Annotated in this window: 8 protein-coding genes; 7 read left to right on the forward strand and 1 reads right to left on the reverse strand. The window is 61.7% G+C overall.

The features are described from left to right. Positions 1-45: 45 nt before the first annotated feature. The gene (locus M0808_RS08220; protein WP_247840664.1) at positions 46-16284 is read right to left on the reverse strand and encodes a LapA family giant adhesin; all 16239 of its coding nucleotides are present in this window, start codon (positions 16282-16284) and stop codon (positions 46-48) included. Positions 16285-16641: 357 nt separating this feature from the next. Here M0808_RS08220 and M0808_RS08225 point away from each other — a divergent pair, with 357 nt between their 5' ends. From M0808_RS08225 to M0808_RS08255, 7 genes are all read left to right on the forward strand, one after another. Next, positions 16642-17994, forward strand: coding sequence for a TolC family outer membrane protein (locus M0808_RS08225; protein WP_247840666.1), 1353 nt, complete (start codon positions 16642-16644; stop codon positions 17992-17994). A gap of 42 nt (positions 17995-18036) precedes the next feature. After that, positions 18037-20193 carry a type I secretion system permease/ATPase gene (locus tag M0808_RS08230; RefSeq protein ID WP_027611114.1) on the forward strand — a complete coding sequence of 719 codons (2157 nt, stop codon included), beginning with the start codon at positions 18037-18039 and terminating at the stop codon, positions 20191-20193. After that, on the forward strand, positions 20183-21550 hold the full coding sequence (locus M0808_RS08235) for an HlyD family type I secretion periplasmic adaptor subunit (RefSeq protein ID WP_027611115.1): 1368 nt from the start codon (positions 20183-20185) through the stop codon (positions 21548-21550). The genes M0808_RS08230 and M0808_RS08235 overlap by 11 nt, the downstream gene beginning before the upstream one ends. Positions 21551-21924: 374 nt before the next feature. Beyond that, the gene (locus M0808_RS08240; RefSeq protein ID WP_027611116.1) at positions 21925-22821 is read left to right on the forward strand and encodes a TauD/TfdA family dioxygenase; all 897 of its coding nucleotides are present in this window, start codon (positions 21925-21927) and stop codon (positions 22819-22821) included. 18 nt (positions 22822-22839) lie between these two features. Next, positions 22840-23865, forward strand: a complete 1026-nt coding sequence (locus M0808_RS08245) for an ABC transporter substrate-binding protein (protein WP_247840668.1) — start codon at positions 22840-22842, stop codon at positions 23863-23865. A 5-nt stretch (positions 23866-23870) separates the two neighbouring features. Then, a complete protein-coding gene (locus M0808_RS08250; RefSeq protein WP_247840670.1) occupies positions 23871-24731 on the forward strand; it encodes an ABC transporter ATP-binding protein in 861 nt (286 codons plus the stop codon). Positions 24732-24751: 20 nt separating this feature from the next. Next, positions 24752-25618 carry an ABC transporter permease gene (locus tag M0808_RS08255; protein WP_003220459.1) on the forward strand — a complete coding sequence of 289 codons (867 nt, stop codon included), beginning with the start codon at positions 24752-24754 and terminating at the stop codon, positions 25616-25618. Positions 25619-25686: the final 68 nt, after the last annotated feature.

Here is a 25686-nt window from a genome sequence, read left to right on the forward strand (position 1 = left end):
GCAAACGTGACGGCCGCCCCAAGGGGCGGCCGTTTTGTTCACGCATCAGCTGTTGTTGTGGTCGACCTTGATGGTCGGATCGCTGCCGGCAATCAGGTTGTGAATGTTGGCGCTCGACCAGTTGTTGCCTTCCAGTTTGATCGTCACGTCCGGCGTGGCGGCTGCCGCGTCGCCGGAGTTGAACTTGCCCGCCGAGCTGACTTGCAGCGACGACGTGCCATCAACCGTGGTGATCTTCAGGAAGTTGTCGATGGTGCTGCCGGTTTCACCCTGCAACAGATCGCGCAGGTCGATGCGGTCACCTTCGTTGGCGTTGAAGTCCTTGATCACGTCATTGCCGGTGTCGCCTGCTTTCCAGACGAAGGTGTCGGCACCGGAACCACCGATCAGGATGTCGTTGCCCTGGCCGCCGATCAGCGTGTCATTGCCGGTGCCGCCGAGCAGGATGTCATTGCCCTTGCCGCCGTCGAGCAGGTCGTTGCCGCCCGAGCCGAACAGGATGTCATTGCCTGCGCCACCCAGCAGCGTGTCGTTGCCGTCATGTGCGCCGGACACATCGAACGCCTGATAGTGCTCGGTGATGTACTGGTGCACATTGCTGGTGGTGACCTTGCTGACGTCGACGCCGGTCTGCTGCGCCACGAACGCCTGCATCGCCTGATAACCCTCGCCGGCAATGCCGTTGAAGCTCACCAGGTCGCCGAACAGGATGTCGTTGCCGTCGCCACCGCTGACGGTGTCGTTGCCCGGCATCGTCGCTTCGGTATGGCCGATGATCGAGTTGGCCAAATCCTTTGGATCGATGTTGGTCTGCGGCGAGTGATCCGAGTCATACGGTTTCAGGTCGTTGAGGCTGACGCCGCTGTTGATACCGATCGCCTCGACGTTCGACAGACCGCTGAGCAGGGCGAAGCTGCTGTTGGAGTTGGAGGTTGTCGCCGAATCCGTACTGCTACCGCTACCGGCCAGGCTCGACAACTCGTAAGTGCCGTCACCCTGAGCGTGAACAGTGCCCAGGTTGGTGGTGCTCCAGCCATAACGGGCAGTGTAAGTCTGCAACTGGGCATAACCGCTGGCGGTGATGCTCAGGTAATGCGTGTTGTCGATGTACGTGCTGAAAGTGTCGCCCAGCTTGTAGTTGCTGGTTGTCACCACACTGTCGAACTTCACGCTGCCGTACAGCGTCGGGTTGGTCTGCTCGCCGCTCTGGTAGTAGGTCGGCTGGCCGTCGGTGATGAAGTACGTTAGGTTCTTCGCCCCGGTGTTGGCCACAGCTTCCGCGCTCTGGAAGAAGTTGGCCGTGGTCTTGAACACGTCCTCGTAGTTGGTGCCGCCGCCGGACGCCATCGAGTCGAGCACGGCTTTGAGCTTGGTCAGCGCGTTCGGGTCGTTGAGGTTCACCGACACCGACTTGTTGACCTGGGTATCGAAGTCCGCCAGGAAGATGTTCACCGTGCCCGAGTTGCTGCCGCCCAGGCTCTGCTTGAGGGTGTTGAACACCGAGGTCAGCGAGTCCTTGGCCGCGTTGATCGACGAGGTGCTCATGCTACCCGAGCTGTCGACCATGAACGCGATGTTGTAGTTGGTGCCCGGCACCACGGTCAGACCGCCGATGTCGGCGACCATGATGTCGTTGCCATCGGTACCGTTGAAGGTGTCGTCGCCAGAGGTACCAACCACCGCATTGTAAACCGCCGGCACCACGGTGACCGGAATCGTCGCGGTGCTGCTGGCCGAACCGCCGACCATTTCAGTGGAGGTCGAGGTCACGGTCAGGTTGAACTGGCCGTTGTAGTAGGTCGGCGGGGTTACGGTCAGGCTGCCCAGGTTCCAGCCGGTGACGTTGGCTTCGCCGTTGCTCGCGGTGACTGTGAAGGTGTGACCGTTGCCGTCGGAGAGAACCGAGCCGACCGGCGCGCCGCTGATCTTCACGCTCAGGGTTTCCGAGCCGTCGGTGTCGGTCAGCGCGGTGTTGATCGCCGACAGTTTCACCGTGGTGCCTTCGGCGCCAGTGTTGAGTTTGTAGCCGTCGTAATAGCCTTCGCCGTTGGTGCCGTGCAGGTCGGAGACGGTCACACCGGAATTCACCAGATCCTGCACGCCGGTGTAGATCGGCACGCCGGCGCTGCTCAGGTCGATTGGCGTGCTGCCGTTGACCGACAGGTTCACGTCATAGCTGCCCGGGCCGCTCTGGTTGTGGTGGTAGATGTCCAGGGTGTAGTAGCCGCTGGTGGTCGGGGTGAACGAGCCGCTGATCGCACCGCCCGCGCCCCAGGTACCCGACGCCACACTCTTGCCGCCAATGGTGATCAGCAGACTGTCGTCAGCCACACCGCTGAAGCTGTAGGTCTTGCCGGCTTCCAGATAGATCAGGCCCGAGGTTTTCGACGCGGTGCCGGCGGCCACACTGCCGTCCGACTGCACGTTGGTCACGTTGGTGCTGGAGTTCGGGGTGCCGGCGCCGTCGATCACGTTTTTCAGGGTGGTCGAGTTCGCGCCGCTGCCGTCGGTGCCAAGACCTGGCAGGCCGGTCCAGACTTCCTTGACCAGTCCGGTGGACTTCACGCTGTTGTCGGCCACGCTCACGGTCGGCGCATCCGCCACTGGCGTGATGTCGATCTTCACGGTGCCGGTGTTGCCCAGCAGTTGGCCGTCGGTTGGCTGGAACTTGATCTGTGCGTAGTCGGCCTGGTTGTTGCCCATACCGGTGCCGCCGTAACCGTTGACCCCCGACTCGTTGGCATCCGGCATGAAGCGCAGTTTGCCGGCGTCGATGTCAGCCTTGCTGAAGGTCTGGTTGTTGGCGACGTCTTTCCAGGTCGAGCCGTCCAGATACTGCAGTTTGCCTTCGCCCGGCAGCTGGGTGATTTTGATGCCCAGGCTGCTGGCCGGACTGTCGACGTCGGTCACGCCGAAGGTCGACCAGCCGAGGATCAGCGGGGTGTCTTCGGTGCCGGTGACGTTGACTGGCGCGGCGACTGGCGCGTCGTTGACCGCCACCACGTTGACCGTGGTGGTCGCGGTGTTGGAGTAGTTGCCGCCATCGGTCACGGTCACGGTGATGATCCGCGGCACGGTGCTCGGGTCTTCACTGCTGTTGGTGAAGCTGATGTTTTTGATGGCCTGCATGTAGTCGGCGAGCGTCGCGTTGCCCGACAGGGTCAGGGTCACGGTACCGTTGGTGCTGTTGGCATTGATCGTGATGCCGTTGACGCTGTTCCCGAGGTTCAGTGCATCGCCGTCCTGACGGTTGGTCAGCACGATAGTCGCGCCGGTCAGCATCGTGCTGTCCGGGTCGGTGATCGACAGGTCAGTGTCGGCAATCGACACGCCGGCGCCCGGGGTGTTTTCGGTGAACGTCACCTTGTAGTCGGCACCGGTGGCGCCGCTGGAGTTGTTGGCATCCAGGTCGATGACCGGTGGCGCATCGTTGTCGATGATCGAGGTGCTGACGCTGCCGTTGGTGCTGCTGACGGCCAGGTTCTCGAAGTTGCCGCCGGTGGCCGAGTCGATCTTGACCACGAAGTTCTCGGTGCCTTCGGTGATCTTGTCATCGATGGTCGCGACGTTGAACTGCGCGCTGCTGGCGCCCGCCGGGATCTTCACGGTGTACACGCCAGTGAAGTCCGAACCGTCGGCAGCGGTGCCGCTGTAGACGATCTTCAGGGTCACTTCGGTCTGCGCCGGGTGGGTCAGGCTGACGGTGTAGCTGGCGGTCTGGCCTTCGGTCACCGAGGTGCTGCCGGTGATGCTGACGGTGGTGGTGTCGATGGTATCGGCGACGTTGGTCACGGCCGGTGTCGTGCTCGGTACCAGGTTCTCGAAGTTGCCACCGCTGGCGTTGGTGATGGTCGCCTGCACGCTGCCGGCGTCTTTGTAGACGTCGTCAGCCGGAGCCGGAACGGTCACGGTGCCAGTGGTTTTGCCGGCGTCGATGGTGATCACCGAGCCGTTGCTCAGGGTCACGGTTACCGGGGAACCGGCAGCGTTGCTCAGGGTTGCGGTGTAGGTGATCTGGCCGCCCTCGTTCACCGCCGGGGTCGCGCTCAGCGACAGGCTGGTGGTGTCGACGGTGTCGGTCACGGTGGTGCTGACCGGGGTTTTGTCGGCTACCAGATTTTCGTAGTTGCCGCCGCTGACGTTGGTGATCGCATTGGTCAACGGTGCGTGGCCGGTCAACACGTCGTTCGGCGCAGTGGTGGTCACGGTGCCGGTGGTTTTGCCGATGTCGATGGTGATCGTCTGGCCGTTGGACAGGCTTACGGTCACTGGCGAACCGGTGACCGGAGCGCCGACAGTGGCGGTGTAGGTGACAGTGCCACCCTCGGCCACGGTGCCAGTGGCGGTGAGTTTCACGCCAGTGGTGTCGATGGTGTCGGTGACGCTGGTTACGGCTGGCGTGGTGCTTGGCACCAGGTTTTCGAAGCTGCCACCTGTCGCCGACTTGATGGTCGCCTGCACGGTGCCGGCGTCTTTGTAGACGTCGTCCGCTGGAGCCGGAACGGTCACGGTGCCGGTGGTTTTACCGGCGTCGATGGTGATCACGGCGCCGTTGCTCAACGTTACGGTCACTGGCGAACCCGCGGCGTTGGTCAGGGTTGCGGTGTAAACGATCGAGCCACCTTCGGCCACGGTGCCGGTCGCGGACAGCGACAGGTTGGTGGTGTCGACGGTGTCGGTCACGGTGGTGCTGACCGGAGTCTTGTCGGCAACCAGATTCTCGTAGTTGCCGCCGCTCACGTTGGTGATTGCGTTGGTCAACGGCGCGTGACCGGTCAGCGCATCGTTCGGTGCGGTGGTGGTTACGGTGCCGGTGGTTTTTCCGATGTCGATGGTGATGGTCTGGCCGTTGGACAGAGTCACCACGACTGGCGAACCTGTGACTGGCGCACCGACGGTGGCGGTGTAGACGACGTTGCCGCCTTCAGCCGCTGTACCGGTGGCAGACAACTTCACGGTAGTGGTGTCGATGGTATCGGTGACGCTGGTCACGGCCGGTACGGTGCTTGGTACCAGTTTTTCGAAGTTGCCGCCGCTGGCATTGGTGATGGTTGCCTGCACGGTGCCGGCGTCTTTGTAGACGTCATCAGCCGGGGCAGGAACGGTCACGGTGCCAGTGGTTTTACCGGCGTCGATGGTGATCACTGCGCCGTTGCTCAGGGTCACGGTCACTGGCGAACCAGCGGCGTTGGTCAGGGTGGCGGTGTAAATGATCGAACCGCCCTCGGCGACCGTGTTGGTGGCGCTCAGGGTCAGGTTGGTAGTGTCGACAGTGTCGGTCACGGTGGTGCTGACCGGGGTCTTGTCGGCCACAAGGTTTTCGTAGTTGCCGCCGGTCACGTTAGTGATCGAGTTGGTCAACGGTGCGTGACCGGTCAGCGCATCGTTCGGTGCGATGCTGGTCACGGTGCCGGTGGTTTTGCCGATGTCGATGGTGATGGTCTGACCGTTGGCCAGGGTCACGACGACAGGCGAGCCGGTAACTGGCGCACCAACGGTAGCGGTGTAGGTGACGGTGCCACCTTCGGCCACGGTGCCCGTGGCGGTGAGTTTCACGCCCGTGGTGTCGATGGTGTCGGTGACGCTGGTCACTGCTGGCGTGGTGCTTGGTACCAGGTTCTCGAAGCTGCCACCGGTCGCGGTTTTGATCGTTGCCTGAACAGTGCCGGCGTCTTTGTAGACGTCGTCGGCCGGGGCAGGGACGGTGACGGTACCGGTGGTTTTACCGGCGTCGATGGTGATGACTGCACCGTTGCTCAGCGTCACGGTCACTGGCGAACCCGCGGCGTTGGTCAGCGTTGCGGTGTAAACAATCGAGCCACCCTCGGCCACGGTGCCGGTCGCGCTCAGCGACAGGTTGGTGGTGTCGATGGTGTCGGTGACCGTGGTGCTGACCGGAGTCTTGTCGGCGACGAGGTTCTCGTAGTTGCCGCCGCTGACGTTGGTGATGGCGTTGGTCAGTGGCGCATGACCGGTCAACACGTCGTTCGGTGCGGTGGTGGTCACGGTGCCGGTGGTTTTGCCGACTTCGATGGTGATGTTCTGGCCGTTGGCCAGAGTCACGGTCACTGGCGAACCGGTTACCGGTGCACCAACGGTCGCGGTGTAGGTGACGGTACCGCCTTCAGCAGCAGACTCGGTCGCGGTCAGTTTGACCGTGGTGGTGTCGATGGTGTCGGTGACGCTGGTCACGGCCGGGGTGTTGCTGGTCACCAGGTTTTCGAAATTGCCGCCAGTCGCGGTCTTGATCGTGGCCTCAACGGTGCCGGCGTCTTTGTAGACGTCATCCGCTGGAGCCGGAACGGTCACGGTGCCGGTGGTTTTGCCCGCGTCGATGGTGATCACGGCGCCGTTGCTCAACGTCACGGTAACCGGCGAACCGGCAGCGTTGGTCAGCGTCGCGGTGTAAACGATCGAGCCGCCTTCGGCCACGGTACCGGTCGCGGACAGCGACAGGTTGGTGGTGTCGACTGTATCGGTGACCGTGGTATTGACCGGGGTCTTGTCGGCAACGAGGTTTTCGTAGTTGCCACCGCTGACGTCGGTGATCGCGTTGGTCAGCGGCGCGTGGCCGGTCAGCGCATCGTTCGGTGCGGTGGTAGTGACGGTGCCGGTGGTTTTGCCGACTTCGATGGTGATGTTCTGACCATTAGCCAGGGTCACGACCACAGGCGAACCGGTTACCGGAGCACCGACAGTCGCGGTGTAGGTGACAGTGTTACCTTCCGCAGCAGACTCGGTCGCGGTCAGTTTCACTGTGGTGGTGTCGATGGTGTCAGTGACCTGAGTCACGGCCGGAACGGTGCTCGGTACCAGGTTTTCGAAGTTGCCACCGGTAGCGGTGGAGATGGTTGCCTCGACTTTGCCCGCGTCTTTATAGACGTCATCCGCCGGAGCCGGCACGGTCACGGTGCCAGTGGTTTTACCGGCTTCGATGGTGATCACAGCGCCGTTCGACAGGGTCACGGTGACTGGCGAGCCAGCCGCGTTGGTCAAGGTCGCGGTGTAGATGATCGAACCACCCTCGGCGACCGAGTTGGTTGCGCTCAGCGACAGGTTGGTGGTGTCGACAGTGTCGGTAACGGTTGTGCTGACCGACGTTTTGTCGGCGACCAGGTTTTCGTAGTTACCGCCGCTCACATTGGTGATCGCGTTGGTCAAAGGCGCATGACCGGTCAGCGCATCGTTCGGTGCGATGGTGGTTACGGTGCCGGTGGTTTTACCCACTTCGATAGTGATGTTCTGACCGTTGGCCAGTGTCACAACGACAGGCGAACCGGTCACAGGCGCACCGACAGTGGCGGTGTAAGTGACGGTGCCACCTTCCGCAGCAGAATCGGTCGCGGTCAGCTTGACCGTGGTGGTATCGATGGTGTCGGTGACCTGAGTCACAGCCGGCACGGTGCTCGGTACCAGGTTTTCGAAGTTGCCACCGGTAGCGGTGGAGATGGTCGCTTCGACTTTACCCGCGTCTTTGTAGACATCGTCGGCTGGTGCCGGAACGGTCACAGTGCCGGTGGTTTTGCCAGCCTCGATGGTGATCACGGCGCCGTTGCTCAACGTCACGGTGACTGGCGAGCCAGCGGCGTTGGTCAGGGTCGCGGTGTAAACGATCGAGCCACCTTCGGCCACGGTACCGGTCGCGGACAGCGACAGGTTGGTGGTGTCGACGGTGTCGGTGACGTTAGTGCTGACCGGGGTTTTGTCAGCCACGAGGTTTTCGTAATTGCCACCGGTGACGTCGGTGATCGCGTTGGTCAGAGGAGCATGACCGGTCAATGCATCATTAGGCGCAGTGGTAGTCACGGTGCCAGTGGTTTTACCCACCTCAATGGTGATGTTCTGACCGTTTGCCAAGGTCACGACCACAGGCGAACCGGTCACTGGCGCGCCGACGGTTGCGGTATAGGTGACGGTGCCACCTTCGGCCACTGAGGTATCGGCAGTCAGTTTGACGGTCGAGGTGTCGATCGTGTCGGTGACTTCGGTGACAGCCGGCACGGTACTTGGCACCAGGTTTTCGAAGTTGCCACCGGTGGCGGTGGAAATGGTTGCTTCGACTTTACCGGCATCTTTGTAAACGTCGTCCGCCGGAGCTGGAACAGTCACGGTGCCGGTGGTTTTGCCGGCCTCGATGGTGATGACAGCGCCGTTGCTCAGCGTCACGGTAACTGGCGAGCCAGCGGCGTTGGTCAGGGTTGCTGTGTAAACGATCGAACCGCCCTCGGCGACCGAATTGGTAGCGCTGAGCGACAGGTTGGTGGTGTCGACGGTGTCAGTCACGGTGGTGCTGACTGGCGTTTTGTCGGCCACCAGATTCTCGTAGTTACCGCCAGTCACGCCGGTGATCGCGTTGGTCAGAGGAGCATGACCGGTCAACGCATCGTTCGGTGCGGTGGTGGTCACGGTGCCGGTGGTCTTGCCGACTTCGATGGTGATGTTCTGACCGTTGGCCAGGGTCACGACCACAGGCGAGCCGGTTACCGGAGCACCGACGGTGGCGGTGTAGGTGACGGTGCCACCTTCAGCAGCGGATTCAGTCGCCGTCAGTTTGACCGTGGTGGTGTCGATGGTATCGGTGACATTGGTGACGGCCGGCACAGTGCTCGGTACCAGATTTTCAAAGTTGCCACCGGTAGCGCTGGAAATGGTCGCTTCGACTTTACCGGCGTCCTTGTACACGTCATCGGCTGGCGCCGGAACGGTCACGGTGCCAGTGGTTTTACCGGCCTCGATGGTGATCACCGCGCCGTTGGACAGGGTCACGGTGACTGGCGGACCAGCGGCGTTGGTCAGAGTTGCGGTGTAGACGATCGAGCCACCCTCGGCCACGGTGCCGGTCGCACTGAGCGACAGATTGGTGGTGTCGACGGTGTCGGTGACATTGGTCGAAACCGGCGTTTTATCCGCCACGAGGTTTTCGTAGTTACCACCGCTCACGTCGGTGATGGCGTTGGTCAGTGGCGCATGGCCGGTCAACGCATCGTTCGGCGCAGTGGTAGTCACGGTGCCAGTGGTTTTACCCACTTCGATGGTGATGTTCTGACCATTGGCCAAGGTCACCACGACCGGCGAGCCAGTCACCGGCGCGCCGACAGTCGCGGTATAAGTGACGGTGCCACCTTCCGCAGCCGATTCGGTCGCGGTCAGTTTGACCGTGGTGGTATCGATGGTGTCGGTAACGTTGGTGACCGCAGGAACGGTGCTCGGCACCAGATTCTCGAAGTTGCCACCGGTAGCGCTGGAAATGGTCGCTTCGACTTTACCCGCGTCTTTGTAAACGTCATCAGCCGGAGCTGGAACGGTCACGGTGCCCGACGTTTTACCGGCTTCGATGGTGATCACCGCGCCGTTGGACAGGGTCACGGTCACCGGCGTCCCGGCCGGATTGGTCAGGGTCGCGGTGTAAACAATCGAACCACCCTCGGCCACCGAGTCGCTGGCGGTCAGGTTCAGGTTGGTGGTGTCGACAGTGTCCGACACCGAGGTGTTCGCCGGTGTCTTGTCGGCCACCAGGTTTTCATAGTTGCCGCCGGCAACCTTGTCGATGGCCACGCTCAGCGAGCTGCCGCCCGCCAATGGGCTGTTCGGTGCAACGAAATTCACGCTGCCGGTGGTCTCACCGACGGCGATGGTGATGGTCTGTCCATTGGACAGAGTGACCACAACTGGCGAGCCGGTTACCGGTGCGGTCACGCTCGCGGTATAGACCACGGTCTCGCCTTCGGCGACGTTAGCGGTGGCAGTCAGCGACACGGTGGAGGTGTCGATGGTGTCGTTGACGGTGGTCACCGCCGGGGTGTTGCTGGTCACCAGGTTCTCGAAGTCGCCACCGGTCGCGCCTTTGATGGTCGCTTCAACGGTGCCGGCGTCCTTGTAGACGTCATCCTTCGGCGCATCGACGGTCACGGTGCCGGTAGTTTTGCCGGCGTCGATGGTGATCACCGCGCCATTGCTCAAGGTCACGGTCACCGGAGTGCCGGCGGCGTTGGTCAGGGTGGCGGTGTAGGTGATCTGCCCGCCTTCGTTCACCGCCGGCGTCGCGCTCAGCGACAGGTTGGTGGTGTCGACGGTGTCGGTCACGGTGGTGCTGACTGGCGTCTTGTCGGCGACGAGGTTTTCGTAGTTGCCGCCGCTGACGTTGGTGATCGAGTTGTTCAGCGGCTCGTGACCGTTCAGCGCATCGTTCGGTGCGGTGGTCGTCACGGTGCCGGTGGTCTTGCCGATGTCGATGGTGATGGTCTGACCGTTGGCCAGGGTCACAACAACAGGTGCGCCAGTCACTGGAGCGCCAACAGTCGCGGTGTAAGTGACAGTGCCGCCTTCAGCCACCGAAGTATCGGCGCTCAGCTTCACGGTCGAGGTATCGATGGTGTCGGTGACTTCGGTAACGGCTGGAACGGTGCTTGGCACCAGGTTCTCGAAGTTGCCGCCCGCAGCATCCTTGATCGTGACTTCGACCTTGCCGGCGTCTTTGTAGACGTCATCGGCAGGTGCTGGAACGGTCACGGTGCCGGTGGTTTTGCCCGCGTCGATGGTGATCACGGCGCCGTTGGACAAAGTCACGGTTACCGGCGTACCGGCCGGGTTGGTCAAGGTTGCGGTGTAGACGATCGAACCGCCTTCAGCGACGGTGCCGGTCGCGGCCAGCGACAGGTTGGTGGTGTCGACGGTATCGGTCACGGTGGTGCTGACCGGGGTTTTGTCGGCAACCAGATTCTCGTAATTGCCGCCGCTCACGTCGGTGATGGCGTTAGTCAGCGGCGCATGACCGTTCAACGCATCGTTCGGTGCGGTGGTGGTCACGGTGCCGGTGGTCTTGCCGACTTCGATGGTGATGTTCTGACCGTTGGCGAGGGTCACGACCACAGGCGAGCCGGTTACCGGAGCACCGACGGTGGCGGTGTAGGTGACGGTGCCACCTTCAGCAGCGGACTCGGTTGCGGTCAGTTTCACCGACGTGGTGTCGATGGTGTCAGTGACTTCAGTCACTGCCGGAACAGTGCTCGGAACGAGGTTCTCGAAGTTGCCGCCGGTTGCACCGTTGATGGTGACTTCAACCTTGCCGGCATCTTTGTAGACGTCATCGGCTGGTGCTGGAACGGTCACGGTGCCGGTGGTCTTGCCCGCTTCGATGGTAATCACCGAACCGTTGGACAGGGTCACGGTGACTGGCGAGCCGGCAGCGTTGGTCAGGGTCGCGGTGTAGGTGATCGAACCACCCTCGGCGACCGAGTTGGTGGCGCTGAGCGACAGATTCGTCGTGTCTACGGTGTCAGTGACTGTGGTGCTGACCGGGGTTGTGTCAGCGACCAGATTTTCGTAGTTGCCACCGGTGACGCCGGTAATCGAGTTGGTCAGCGGTTCGTGACCGTTCAGCGCATCGTTTGGCGCAGTGGTGGTCACGGTGCCGGTGGTTTTGCCGACTTCGATGGTGATGTTCTGACCGTTGGCCAGGGTCACGACCACAGGCGAGCCGGTTACCGGAGCACCGACAGTCGCGGTGTAGGTGACAGTGCCGCCTTCAGCGACTGAAGTATCGGCGGTCAGTTTGACGGTCGAAGTATCGATGGTGTCAGTGACTTCGGTGACAGCCGGAACCGTGCTCGGCACCAGGTTCTCGAAATTGCCGCCTGCGGCGTCTTTGATCGTGACTTCAACCTTGCCAGCGTCTTTGTAAACGTCATCGGCTGGGGCGGGAACGGTCACGGTGCCGGTAGTTTTACCCGCTTCAATGGTGATCACCGAGCCGTTCGACAGGGTCACGGTCACCGGAGTCCCGGCCGGATTGGTCAGGGTTGCGGTGTAGACGATCGAGCCACCTTCAGCCACGGTGCCGGTAGCGGTCAGCGACAGGTTGGTGGTGTCGACGGTGTCGGTAACGGTGGTCGAAACCGGAGTTTTGTCAGCCACGAGGTTCTCGTAGTTGCCCCCGCTCACGTCAGTGATCGCGTTGGTCAGCGGCTCGTGACCATTCAGCGCATCGTTCGGTGCGGTGGCGGTGACGGTACCGGTGGTTTTGCCGACTTCGATAGTGATGGTCTGGCCGTTCGCCAAGGTCACAACAACCGGCGAGCCGGTTACCGGTGCACCGACGGTGGCGGTGTAAGTGACAGTCCCGCCTTCAGCGACCGAAGTGTCGGCAGTCAGTTTGACCGTCGACGTATCGATGGTATCGGTAACTTCGGTAACAGCCGGAACGGTGCTCGGCACCAGGTTCTCGAAATTGCCGCCTGCGGCGTCTTTGATCGTGACTTCAACCTTGCCAGCGTCTTTGTAAACGTCATCGGCTGGGGCGGGAACAGTCACGGTGCCGGTAGTTTTACCTGCTTCAATGGTGATCACCGAGCCGTTCGACAGGGTCACGGTCACCGGCGTACCGGCCGGATTGGTCAGGGTCGCGGTGTAAACGATCGAACCACCTTCAGCCACGGTGCCGGTAGCGGTCAGCGACAGGTTGGTGGTGTCGACGGTGTCGGTAACGGTGGTCGAAACCGGAGTTTTGTCAGCGACCAGATTTTCGTAGTTGCCACCGGTGACGCCGGTAATCGAGTTGGTCAGCGGTTCGTGACCGTTCAGCGAATCGTTTGGCGCGGTGGTGGTCACGGTGCCGGTGGTTTTGCCCACTTCGATGGTGATGTTCTGACCATTGGCCAAGGTCACAACAACCGGCGAGCCGGTTACCGGTGCGCCGACGGTGGCGGTGTAAGTGACAGTCCCGCCTTCAGCGACTGAAGTATCGGCGGTGAGTTTGACCGTCGACGTATCGATGGTATCGGTAACTTCGGTAACAGCCGGAACGGTGCTCGGCACCAGGTTCTCGAAATTGCCGCCTGCGGCGTCTTTGATCGTGACTTCAACCTTGCCAGCGTCTTTGTAAACGTCATCGGCTGGCGCCGGAACGGTCACGGTGCCGGTGGTTTTACCCGCTTCGATGGTGATTACCGAGCCGTTCGAAAGGGTCACGGTTACCGGCGTGCCGGCCGGATTGGTCAGGGTTGCGGTGTAGACGATCGAACCGCCTTCCGCCACGGTGCCGGTCGCAGTCAGCGACAGGTTGGTGGTGTCGACGGTGTCGGTGACGCTGGTCGAAACCGGGGTTTTATCCGCTACAAGATTCTCGTAGTTACCGCCGCTCACGTCAGTGATCGCGTTGGTCAGTGGCTCGTGACCGTTCAATGCATCGTTCGGCGCAGTGGTGGTGACGGTGCCGGTGGTTTTACCCACTTCGATGGTGATGGTCTGGCCGTTTGCCAACGTGACGGTCACTGGCGAACCGGTTACCGGGGCCCCGACAGTCGCGGTGTAGGTGACGGTGCCGCCCTCGACCACCGAGGTATCAGCGGTCAGTTTGACGGTCGAAGTATCGATGGTGTCAGTGACTTCGGTGACAGCTGGAACGGTGCTCGGAACAAGGTTCTCGAAATTTCCACCGCTGGTTCCGGTAATGCTGACTTCAACCTTGCCGGCATCTTTGTAAACGTCATCGGCAGGCGCTGGAACGGTCACGGTTCCGGTGGTTTTGCCGGCTTCGATGGTGATGACCGAGCCATTGCTCAGGGTCACGGTCACCGGGGTGCCGGCCGGATTGGTCAGGGTCGCGGTGTAGACGATCGAGCCGCCTTCAGCGACGGAGCCAGTGGCACTCAGCGAGAGGTTGGTAGTGTCGACGGTATCAGTCACGGTGGTGCTGACCGGCGTCTTGTCGGCGACCAGATTTTCGTAGTTGCCACCGCTCACGCCAGTGATCGAGTTGCTCAGCGGCGCCTGGCCGTTGAGCACGTCGTTCGGTGCGGTGGTGGTCACGGTGCCAGTGGTTTTACCCACTTCGATGGTGATGGACTGACCGTTGGCCAGAGTCACGACAACCGGCGAGCCAGTCACAGGCGCACCAACGGTCGCGGTGTAAGTGACGGTGCCACCCTCGGCGACCGAGGTGTCAGCGGACAGTTTGACCGTCGAAGTGTCGATGGTATCGGTCACTTCGGTGACCGCAGGGACAGTGCTTGGCACCAGATTTTCGAAGTTGCCGCCGGTTGCACCGTTGATGGTGACTTCGACTTTGCCGGCATCTTTATAGACGTCATCCGCAGGCGCCGGAACCGTCACGGTGCCGGTCGTTTTGCCGGCTTCGATGGTGATCACGGCGCCGTTGCTCAGGGTCACGGTGACCGGCGAGCCGGCAGCATTGGTCAAGGTCGCGGTGTAAACGATCGAACCGCCCTCAGCCACGGTACCGGTCGCGCTCAACGACAGGTTGGTGGTGTCGACAGTGTCGGTAACGGTGGTCGAAACCGGGGTTTTGTCGGCGACGAGGTTCTCGTAGTTACCGCCACTGACATTGGTGATGGCGTTGGTCAGCGGTGGGTTGCCGGTCAACGCATCGTTCGGCGCGGTGGTGGTCACGGTGCCGGTAGTTTTGCCCACTTCGATGGTGATGGTCTGACCGTTGGCCAGGGTCACGACAACCGGCGAACCGGTCACAGGTGCACCGACGGTGGCGGTGTAAGTGACGGTGCCGCCCTCAGCGACCGACGTATCGGCAGTCAGTTTGACGGTCGAGGTATCGATGGTGTCGGTGACTTCGGTAACAGCCGGAACGGTGCTCGGCACCAGGTTCTCGAAATTGCCGCCGGTGGTGCCGGTGATGCTGACTTCGACCTTGCCGGCGTCTTTGTAGACGTCATCCGCAGGCGCGGGAACGGTCACAGTGCCGGTGGTTTTGCCAGCCTCGATGGTGATGACGGAGCCATTGCTCAACGTCACGGTCACCGGGGTGCCGGCCGGGTTGGTCAGGGTGGCGGTGTAAACGATCGAGCCGCCTTCAGCGACGGTGCCGGTGGCACTCAGCGACAGGTTGGTGGTGTCGATGGAGTCGGTGACGGTGGTGGTCGCCGGCGTGGTGTTAGGCACCAGATTCTCGAAGTTGCCGCCGGTCGCACCGGTAATCGTGGTGCTGACGGTGCCGCCATTGTTGTAGACGTCGTTCGGCGCGGTCGGCACGTTGACGGTGCCAGTGGTCTGGCCGGCTTCGATGGTGATGGTCGAGCCGTTGGACAGGGTGACGGTAACCGGCGTCTGTGCCGGATTGGTCAGGGTCGCGGTGTAGGTGATCTGGCCACCTTCGACCACGGTACCGGTGGCGGTGAGGGTCAGGCCGGTGGTGTCGCGCGAATCGACGATGTTCGTCACGGCTGGCGTCGTGTTCGGCACCAGGTTCTCGAAGTTGCCGCCGGTGGCACCGGTGATGGTGGTGCTGACGGTGCTGCCGTTGTTGTAGACGTCATTCGGCGCGGTTGGCACGTTGACGGTGCCGGTGGTCTGGCCGGCTTCGATGGTGATGGTCGAACCGTTGGACAGGGTGACGGTGACCGGCGTCTGTGCCGGGTTGGTCAGGGTCGCGGTGTAGGTGATCTGACCGCCTTCGGTGACGCTGTTGCCAGCAGTCAGGGTGACGGTGGTGGTGTCGATGGTGTCGGTGACCTGAGTCGTCGCCGGGGTGGTCGGCGGGGTCACGGTAATGCCGTTGCCGCCGGTGGTGCCGGTGACGGTCACGTTGATCTGGGTCGGGTCGTTATAAACGGTGTCGTTCGGTGCCAGCGGCACGTTGACGGTGCCGGTGGTGGAGCCGGCCGGAATCACGATCACCGAGCCGTTGGACAGGGTGATGGTCAGGTCGGTCAGCGGCGCCTGGGTCAGGGTCGCGGTGTACACCAGCACGCCGCCGGCTTCGGTGATGGTCGGCGTGGCGCTGAGGCTCAGGGTCGACTCACGCAGGGCGTTGGTGGTGGTGTCGGTGGTCTGGCCACCGGTGATGTTCTGTGCCGCTTGTGCACCGGCATTGATGCCCGCGGTGGGGAAGCCGATGGTCGGATCGACGCGGCCAGCGGTGGCATCGAGCATCACGAAGCTGTGGCCGCCGCCTGCCGCGCCGCCAGTGCCTGCGGCGGTGGCGCCGGCAGCGGTGGCTTCAAGGGCGGTGGTCGGGTCGGCACCGGCGGCGATGGCCTGCTGCAGCTCGGCTACAGACGGTGCGGCCTGCGCGGTGGCCTCGGCCAGGTCAGTGCTGGAGTCGGGCGCGTTGGCGCTCCACTGGGTTTCACGGCCCAGGTCCAGGGTGCGGCCATCCGCCAGTTCCAGCGACACGGCGCCGGAGAGGCCGGTATCGATCTGGTCGCCGACGAACAGGCGATCGCCTTCAACGAGCACGCGGCGTACACCCTCGGGGGAGACCACGAATACCTGACCGACAATGCTTTTGACGATGGCAACAACACTGCTCATTGAAGACTCTCCGGGTGTCACGTTCAGTTGACTTCCATAGCCTGATGGCTTCGGCGCCGATTCAGTCTGGACGTACTTTAAAAATTTGCGAATCAAGATTAACGCTGTTCTTCGTCAATAATTTGGCTAGATTCTTTCGCTATTAACTTTATGCCAAACTATTGACCTTCTGGGTGCCATCCTAAACAATCGCCCCACTAATGTCACATTGATATTTCCGCGGCGACCTGTCCCTCAGCGTGTGATCCAGTTCCTATTTTGAACTTTCCGACATACGGTCATTCCGGTTGCCAATCATCCGACGCAGCAGCACGTTTTGCTGTGATTCAAGACAAGAAGTCCTGGGAAATCTTTACCATGCGTTTGCACTTGTTCAAGGCTCTACCGTTCGCCCTCGCCGCCTCTTTCGTCCAAGCACAATCCTTACCAGAAGCCATGCAACAGGCACTGGATGTCCATCCGGAAATCCAGGCGGGGGTCAACAGTCGTTTGGCCGCGGATTATCAGTTAAAGGCAGCCAAAGGTGGATACCTGCCCAAGGTCGATCTGCTGGGCGGTTATGGCCGTGAGGGCACTGACAGCGTGACCACGCGCGCCAACAGTGGCGGCAACCACTGGGAAACTTTGAACCGCAGCGAGTCAAGTTTACGTCTCTCGCAAATGGTTTTTGACGGTTTTGCCACGTCCAGCGAAGTCGGGCGTCAACAAGCCACCGTCAACTCCCGCGCCTACTCGCTGCTCGGCACTTCCGAGCGCACCGCGCTGACCGTCGCCCAGGTGTACCTGGACGTGCTCACCCGCCGCGAATTCGTGCGTCTGGCTGAGGAAAACCTCAAAAGCCACCAACGCATTTACGATCAGATCCAGCTACGCACCCAGCGCGGCGTTGGTAGCGGCGCTGACCTTGATCAGGCCGAAGCGCGGATGGCCCAGGCCCGCAACAACCTGATCACCGAACAGACCAACCTCGCCGACTCCGAGACCAACTTCCTCAGTGCCGTCGGCCAGATGCCTGACCAGTTGGAGCGCCCGGCGCCGTTCATGGCGATGATGCCGGCCAACCTCAATGAAGCCCGTACGCAGATGCTGGAAAACAGCCCGATCCTGCGCTCGGCCGAGTCCGATATCGCTGCTGCCGAGAAGCAGTACGAAACCGCCAAGTCGACGTTCTACCCACGTTTCGACGCCGAGCTGGGTCGCACTGCCGACAACGATCTCGACGGTCAGAACGGCCACAACAACGAGTGGCAGGCCATGCTGCGCATGCGCTTCAATCTGTATTCGGGCGGCAGCAACAAGGCTGACCTTGAATCCAAGTCGTACCTGTCGAACCAGGCGCTGGACATCCGCAACAACGCCCTGCGTCAGTTGAACGAAGAACTGGGCCTGGCCTGGAACGCCCTGAACAACGCCAATGCGCAGGTGCCGATCGCGCAGCAGTACGTTGATCACAGCACCGCCGTGCGTACCGCCTACCAGCGTCAGTTCAGCCTCGGCGAGCGCACCCTGCTCGATTTGCTCGACAGCGAAAACGAGTTGTTCACCGCTTCGCGCCGTCTGGCCGAGATCAAGAACATTCAGTTATTTACTCAGTATCGAATCAAGGCGACCATGGGCGAGTTGCTCAAGAGCCAGGGAGTGGTCGCACCATTGGCATCCGTCGTGCAGAACGATGTGAAGCCGAAGGTCCAACTGCCGGGTATGAATTGAGCAGAACCTTCATTGTTCAATTGTTAGCCAAGAGTGCCGAGCGTGGAATCAGAAGTCAGTCGAGTTCAACTCATTCATGATCCGCGCGCGATGCACGACGATCCGTTACTGGATGGCTTGCTCGCTCTATGCATGTTGCACCAGAAGCCGGCCAGTGCCGCGATGCTCACCACTGGCCTGCCGTTGCCCAAGCAGCGCCTGAGTGTCGAGTTGCTGCCCCGCGCAGCGGCTCGCGCCGGGCTGCAGGGTCGGGTGCTGCAACGCAAGCTGGAAGAGATTCCGGCGATTGCCATGCCGGCGCTGTTGCTACTCAAGGATGGCCGCAGCGCCGTCCTGCTCGGCTGGCAAGGTGACAACGAAGCCCGGGTGCTGCTCAGCGAAAGCGACGGCGGCGAATCGGTGGTCAGCCGCGAACTGCTGGCTGACGACTACACCGGCAAAGTGTTCTTCGCTCAGCCGCAGCACAAATTCGACGTCAACCACGGCACGCTGATCCCGCGTGCGCGCTCGTGGTTCCGCGACACCCTCAAGCGCTCGCGCTGGCTGTATGCCGATGCGATCGCCGCCAGTTTCCTGATCAACATCATCGCCATGGCCGCACCGCTGTTCGTGATGAACGTCTACGACCGCGTGGTGCCGAACCAAGCCGAAGCGACCCTGTGGGTGCTGGCGCTGGGCATCACCGGTGCCTACATCTTCGACCTGATCCTCAAAAGCCTGCGCAGCCTGTGCCTGGATCTGGCCGGCAAGAAAACCGACCTGATCATCTCCGCGACGCTGTTCGAGCGCATCGTCGGCATGGCCATGAAGTACCGCCCGGCGCGGGTCGGCAGCTTCGCGCAGAACATCCATGAGTTTCAGAGCCTGCGCGACTTCCTCGCCTCGCTGACCCTGACCAGTCTGATCGACCTGCCGTTCACCATTCTGATCTTCATCGTCATCGCCATTCTCGGCGGCCATCTGGTGTGGATTCCGGTGCTGGCGTTCCCGATTGCGCTATTGATCGGCTACGCGTTGCAGAAGCCGCTGGTCGCGACCATGGAACGCACTATGGCGCTGGGCGCCGAGCGTCAGTCGAGCCTGATCGAAACCCTCGCCGGCCTCGACGCGGTCAAGGTCAACAACGCCGAAAGCGAACGCCAGTACCAGTGGGAACAGACCATCGGCACCCTCAGCCGCCTCGAACTGCGGGTGAAAATGCTCTCCGGTCTGGCGATGAATATCACCCTGCTGATCCAGCAACTGGCCGGGGTGATCATGATCGTCTTCGGCGTGTACCAGATCATCGCCGGCAACCTGAGCATGGGCGGTCTGATTGCCTGCTACATGCTCAGCGGCCGCGCGCTCAGCCCGCTGGCGTCGCTGTCCGGTCTGTTGACCCGCTACCAGCAGGCACGGGTAACCATGACTTCCGTCGACCAGATGATGGAGCTGCCGCAGGAGCGCAATTTCGAAGAACGTCCGCTGAGCCGCAAGGTGTTGCAGGGCGCGATCGAGTGCCGTCAGTTGAACTTCACCTACCCGGAACAGCAGAACCCGGCGCTGAAGAACATCAACCTGGTGATCCGTCCCGGCGAGAAGATCGGCATCATCGGCCGCAGCGGCTCGGGCAAGAGTTCGTTGGCGAAACTGCTGGTCGGCCTGTATCAGCCGGACGACGGCGCGTTGCTGGTGGACGGCGTCGACATCCGCCAGATCGACGTCAGCGAGCTGCGCTACAACATCGGCTACGTGCCGCAGGACATCCAGCTGCTGGCCGGCACCCTGCGTGACAACCTGGTCTCCGGCGCGCGCTATGTAGAAGACGAACTGGTACTGCAAGCCGCCGAACTGGCCGGCGTGCACGAATTCGCCCGCCTGCACCCGCAGGGTTATGAGCTGCAAGTCGGCGAGCGCGGGCAGAACCTGTCCGGTGGCCAACGGCAGAACGTTGCTCTGGCGCGGGCGCTGCTGCTCAACCCGCCGATCCTGCTGCTCGACGAACCGACCAGCGCCATGGACAACACCGGCGAAGAACGCCTCAAGCAGCGTCTGGCCGCCGTCGTTGAAAACAAGACCGTAGTGCTGGTGACGCACCGGGCCTCGCTGCTGTCGCTGGTCGACCGCCTGCTGGTGGTCGACCGTGGACAGATTCTCGCCGATGGCCCGAAAGCCGCCGTGATGGAAGCGTTGAAGAAGGGGCAGATCAGTGTTGCTTAAGTCGGGTGTCAAAGAGTCGATCCGTCGCTACTTCAAGGGTTCTGCCTCGCTGCAGGGCCAGCCGCTGCCGGAGGTCAACAAGGCGCTGATCGAGGACGCCCCGCGCGTCGTGCGCCTGACCATCTGGGCAATCATCGGCTTCTTCCTGTTCCTGCTGTTGTGGGCCAACTTCGCGGTCATCGACGAAGTGACCAAGGGCGACGGCAAGGCGATTCCGTCGTCGAAGATCCAGAAAATCCAGAACCTTGAGGGCGGGATCGTCTCGGAAATGTTCGTCAAGGAAGGTCAGATCGTCGAGGCCGGCGCACCGCTGATTCGCCTGGACGACACGCGGTTTGCTTCCAACGTCGGCGAAACCGAAGCTGATCGACTGTCGATGCTGTTGCGCGTCGAGCGTCTGAGCGCCGAGGTCGATGACCGTCCACTGAATTTCCCGGAAGACGTGCTCAAAGCCGTGCCGGGTCAGGCGAAAAGCGAAGAATCGTTGTACATCAGCCGGCGTCAGCAACTGCACGACGAGATCGGCGGTTTGCAGGAGCAGTTGATCCAGCGTCAGCAAGAGCTGCGCGAGTTCAGCTCCAAGCAGGCGCAGTATCGCCAGCAACTGGGATTGCAGCGCCAGGAAATCAACATGTCCGAGCCGCTGGTGGCGCAGGGCGCCGTATCGCCGGTGGAAGTGCTGCGGCTCAAGCGTGCCGAAGTCGAAACCCGTGGTCAGCTCGACGCCACCACGTTGGCGATCCCGCGCGCCGAATCGGCAATCAAGGAAGTTCAGCGCAAGATCGACGAGACTCGCGGCAAATTCCGCAGCGAAGCGCTGACTCAGCTCAACGAAGCCCGCACCGACCTGAACAAGGCCCAGGCTACCGGCAAGGCCCTGGAAGACCGGGTCAGCCGGACGCTGGTCACCTCGCCGGTACGCGGGATCGTCAACAAGTTGCTGGTCAACACCATCGGCGGCGTGATTCAGCCGGGCAGCGACATGGTCGAAATCGTGCCGCTGGATGACACCTTGCTGGTCGAAGCCAAGATCCGTCCGCAGGACATTGCGTTCCTGCATCCGGGGCAGGAAGCGATCGTCAAATTCACCGCGTACGACTACACCATTTATGGCGGGCTGAAGGCCAAACTGGAGCAGATCGGCGCCGACACCATCACCGACGAAGACAAGAAAACCACCTACTACATCATCAAGGTGCGCACCGAGCGCAGCCACCTGGGCACTGATGAAAAGCCGTTGCTGATCATCCCGGGGATGGTGGCGTCGGTGGATATCATCACCGGCAAGAAATCGGTGTTGAGCTATCTGCTCAAGCCGATCATCCGGGCGCGGGCCGAGGCGTTGCACGAGCGGTAGGTCTTCAGCGCGGCACATGGCCCCTTCGCGAGCAAGCCCGCTCCCACAGTGGATCCCGGTCGAACACAGAACTTGTGTCCACTGAAGATCAAATGTGGGAGCGGGCTTGTTCGCGAAGGGGCCAGCAAAATCACCACACCCCTGTCAGTAAGTGACACAAATCGTCACTCACCATCCAGTCCACTCCTCACCATCCGCCATATCGTTATTCATTAACGGTATTTAATTTCCGATTCTTATAGCTATAAAGTCATCCACCTGCGTACCTGCCGACCAATCGGCGCGCCGCACGACCTGAACCGACACGCAATCCAGCGTGAGTGTCTGATCGACGTGCGCGCCTGTGAGCGCGCCCGTGCGTGGGAGATTGAAAGATGTCCGCAGCTACTGCCACCCCAAGCGCCGCGACTGCCGCGCCGCAAACCTTTGAAATTCGTCCGTTCAGCGGTGCCGTCGGTGCCGAGATCATCGGCCTGGACCTGACCCGGCCGGTCAACGATCAGGACTTCGCGCGCATTCATCGTGCGCACCTGGATCACCACGTGGTGGTGTTCCGCGATCAGCGCATCACCCCGCAACAGCAGATCGATTTCAGCCGTCGCTTCGGCGTGTTGCAGATTCACGTGCTCAAGCAGTTCCTGCTGGCCAATCACCCGGAAATCCTCATCGTTTCCAACATCGTCGAGAACGGCCAGAACATCGGCCTCGGCGATGCCGGCAAGTTCTGGCACTCCGACCTTTCCTATAAAGAGCTGCCGAGTCTCGGCTCGATGCTGCACGCCCAGGAGTTGCCGTCCGAGGGCGGCGACACCCTGTTCGCCGACATGCACAAAGCCTGGGACAGCCTGCCCGACGCGCTGCGCAAAGCCGTGGAAGGGCGATCGGCCGCGCATTCCTACACCGCGCGTTACAGCGAAACCAAATTCGAAGGCAACTGGCGTCCGACCCTGACCCCGGAGCAACTGGCGCAGGTCGCCGAAGTGGTGCACCCGATCGTCCGTACCCACCCGGAAAACGGCCGCAAGGCGTTGTTCGTCAGCGAAGGCTTCACCACCCGCATCGTCGGTCTGCCGGAGGACGAGAGTAAACAACTGCTCGCCGAGCTCTACGCCCACAGCGTGCTGCCGCAAAACATTTACCGCCACCAGTGGCAGCCCCACGACATGGTGTTCTGGGACAACCGTTCGCTGATCCACCTCGCCGCCGGCTGCCCAGCGCACCTGCGCCGCAAGCTGTATCGCACGACCATTCAGGGCGACGCGCCTTTCTGATTTGCCGGAGATCCGATCATGTCCAAACGTCTTCCATTTGCACCGCTGGCGGCGGCCATTGGCCTCGGTTTCAGTCTCATCGCCGGCAGCCTGGTGGCGCCGGCCGTGGCCCACGCCGAAGGTGAAATCCGCATCGCCGAACAGTTCGGGATTGTCTATCTATTGCTCAACGTGGTGCGCGATCAGGGCCTGATCGAGAAGTACGGCAAGCAGGAAGGCCTCGACATCAAGGTCGACTGGACGCAGCTCTCGGGCGGCGCCGCGGTCAACGATGCGCTGTTGTCCGGTTCCATCGACATTGCCGGCGCCGGCGTCGGCCCGCTGTTGACCATCTGGGATCGCACCCACGGCAAGCAGAACGTCAAGGCAGTCGCCTCGCTGGGCAACTTCCCGTACTACCTGGTGAGCAACAATCCCAAGGTCAAAACCATTGCCGATTTCACCGAGAAGGACCGCATTGCGGTGCCGGCGGTGGGCGTGTCGGTGCAGTCGCGCTTCCTCCAATACGCGGCGGCCAAACAGTGGGGTGACAAGGAATTCAATCGCCTCGACAAGTACACCATCGCCGTGCCGCACCCGGATGCGACCGCTGCGCTGATTGCCGGCGGCACCGAGCTGACCGGGCATTTCTCCAACCCACCGTTCCAGGATCAGGCGCTGCAGAACCCGAACGTGCACGTGGTGCTTAACTCCTACGACATCCTCGGCCCGAACTCGCCAACCGTGCTGTTCGCCACCGAGAAATTCCGCAACGACAACCCGAAAACCTACAAGGCCTTCGTCGAGGCGCTGACCGAAGCCGCACAATTTGCCCAGAACGATAAGGGCGCGGCGGCGGACACGTACATCCGCGTGACCAAGGCCAGGATCGACCGCGCCGAGTTGCTGAAAATCATCGACAACCCGCAATTCGAATTCAGCGTCACGCCGAAAAATACTTATCCACTGGCCGAATTCCTCTACCGCGTCGGTGCGATCAAGAACAAACCGGAGTCGTGGAAGGACTACTTCTTCCAGGACGCCAAACCGCTGCAAGGGAGCTGATCGAGATGAACGCCCCTTTGCAAGGCCACGCGGCCAGCAACCCGGTCGCCAGTACGCAAGCGCTGCTGGCGGTGGATAACGTCAGCCTCGAATACCGCACCCCGCAACGGGTGGTGCGTGCCACCCATCAGGTCAGTTTCGAAATCGATCCGGCGGATCGCTTTGTGCTGCTCGGCCCGTCCGGCTGCGGCAAGTCGACTTTGCTCAAGGCGGCCGCCGGTTTCATTGCGCCGAGCGAAGGCGAAATTCGCCTGCAAGGTCAGCGGGTCGATGGACCGGGTCCGGACCGGATCGTGGTGTTCCAGGAATTCGATCAACTGCCGCCGTGGAAAACCGTGAAACAGAACGTGATGTTTCCGCTGCTGGCCTCGCGCACGCTGAAGAAAAAGGAGGCCGAAGAGCGCGCGCTGCACTATCTGGAAAAAGTCGGTCTGGCAGCATTCGCCGACGCCTATCCGCACACCCTGTCCGGCGGCATGAAGGCGCGGGTGGCGATTGCCCGGGCGCTGGCGATGCAGCCGAAAATCCTCTTGATGGACGAGCCATTCGCCGCACTGGATGCGCTGACCCGGCGCAAGATGCAGGAAGAATTGCTGCTGCTCTGGGAAGAGGTGCGCTTCACCTTGCTGTTCGTTACGCACTCGATCGAAGAAGCGCTGGTGGTCGGCAATCGCATCCTGCTGCTGTCGCCACATCCGGGGCGGGTGCGCGCCGAAGTGCACAGCCATCAATACGATCTGCAAAGCCTCGGCGGTGTGGCGTTTCAGGAATCGGCGCGGCGCATTCACCGTTTGCTGTTCGATGAAGGCCAGTCGCCGGAAACCGAGCGTGACCATGACTTCAACGACATTCGTATCGCTTATTGAGCGTTCTGGAGGATTGCCCGATGAGCCAACCATCGTCTGTACGACAAGAGTTTGAAACCGTCCTTGAACCACTGACCAGCGTGCCGCTCGAGCGCGAACTGCCGCTGGGCCAACGCCTGTGGCAACAGGGCTGGTTGCGTAAGAGTGTGATCCTGATTCTGCTGGCGATCCTCTGGGAAGTGATCGCCCGGGTGCAGAACAACGACCTGCTGCTGCCGAGCTTTCTGCAGACCAGTCATGCGCTGTACGACGGCCTGCTCAGTGGTGAGTTGCTGGGCAAGGTGTGGATATCGCTGGTGGTGCTGATCAAGGGTTACCTGATCGGCATCGTGCTGGCGTTCGCCCTGACCACGCTGGCGGTGTCGACCCAGTTCGGTCGCGATTTGCTGAGCACCCTGACTTCGATGTTCAACCCGCTGCCAGCGATTGCCTTGCTGCCACTGGCGTTGCTCTGGTTCGGGCTGGGGCAGAACAGCCTGATTTTCGTGCTGGTGCATTCAGTGCTGTGGGCGCTGGCGTTGAACACCTACGCCGGCTTTCTCGGCGTTTCGGAAACCCTGCGCATGGCTGGGCGTAATTACGGGCTGAAGGGCATGCGTTTTGTGCTGTTCATCCTGATTCCGGCTGCGCTGCCGTCGATCCTCGCCGGTCTGAAAATTGGCTGGGCGTTTGCCTGGCGCACGCTGATCGCCGCCGAACTGGTGTTCGGCGCCACCAGCGGCAAGGGCGGGTTGGGCTGGTACATCTTCCAGAACCGCAACGAGCTGTACACCGACAAGGTGTTTGCCGGTTTGGCGGTGGTGATCCTGATCGGGTTGTTGGTGGAGAATCTGGTGTTCGATACGCTGGAGCGGGTGACGGTGAAGCGTTGGGGCATGCAGCGCTGAGATTTGTGTTGGCAGGACCGGCGCCTTCGCGAGCAAGCCCGCTCCCACATTTTGGAATGCGTTCCCCT

Source organism: Pseudomonas sp. MWU12-3103b, from assembly GCF_023100615.1.
Lineage (GTDB): Bacteria > Pseudomonadota > Gammaproteobacteria > Pseudomonadales > Pseudomonadaceae > Aquipseudomonas > Aquipseudomonas putida_A.

Coding starts and splice junctions, on each gene's coding strand:
- M0808_RS08225 (WP_247840666.1), top strand. CDS start 16,642: ATGCGTTTGCACTTGTTCAAGGCTCTACCGTTCGCCCTCGCCGCCTCT.
- M0808_RS08250 (WP_247840670.1), top strand. CDS start 23,871: ATGAACGCCCCTTTGCAAGGCCACGCGGCCAGCAACCCGGTCGCCAGT.
- M0808_RS08245 (WP_247840668.1), top strand. CDS start 22,840: ATGTCCAAACGTCTTCCATTTGCACCGCTGGCGGCGGCCATTGGCCTC.
- M0808_RS08255 (WP_003220459.1), top strand. CDS start 24,752: ATGAGCCAACCATCGTCTGTACGACAAGAGTTTGAAACCGTCCTTGAA.
- M0808_RS08240 (WP_027611116.1), top strand. CDS start 21,925: ATGTCCGCAGCTACTGCCACCCCAAGCGCCGCGACTGCCGCGCCGCAA.
- M0808_RS08220 (WP_247840664.1), bottom strand. CDS start 16,284: ATGAGCAGTGTTGTTGCCATCGTCAAAAGCATTGTCGGTCAGGTATTC.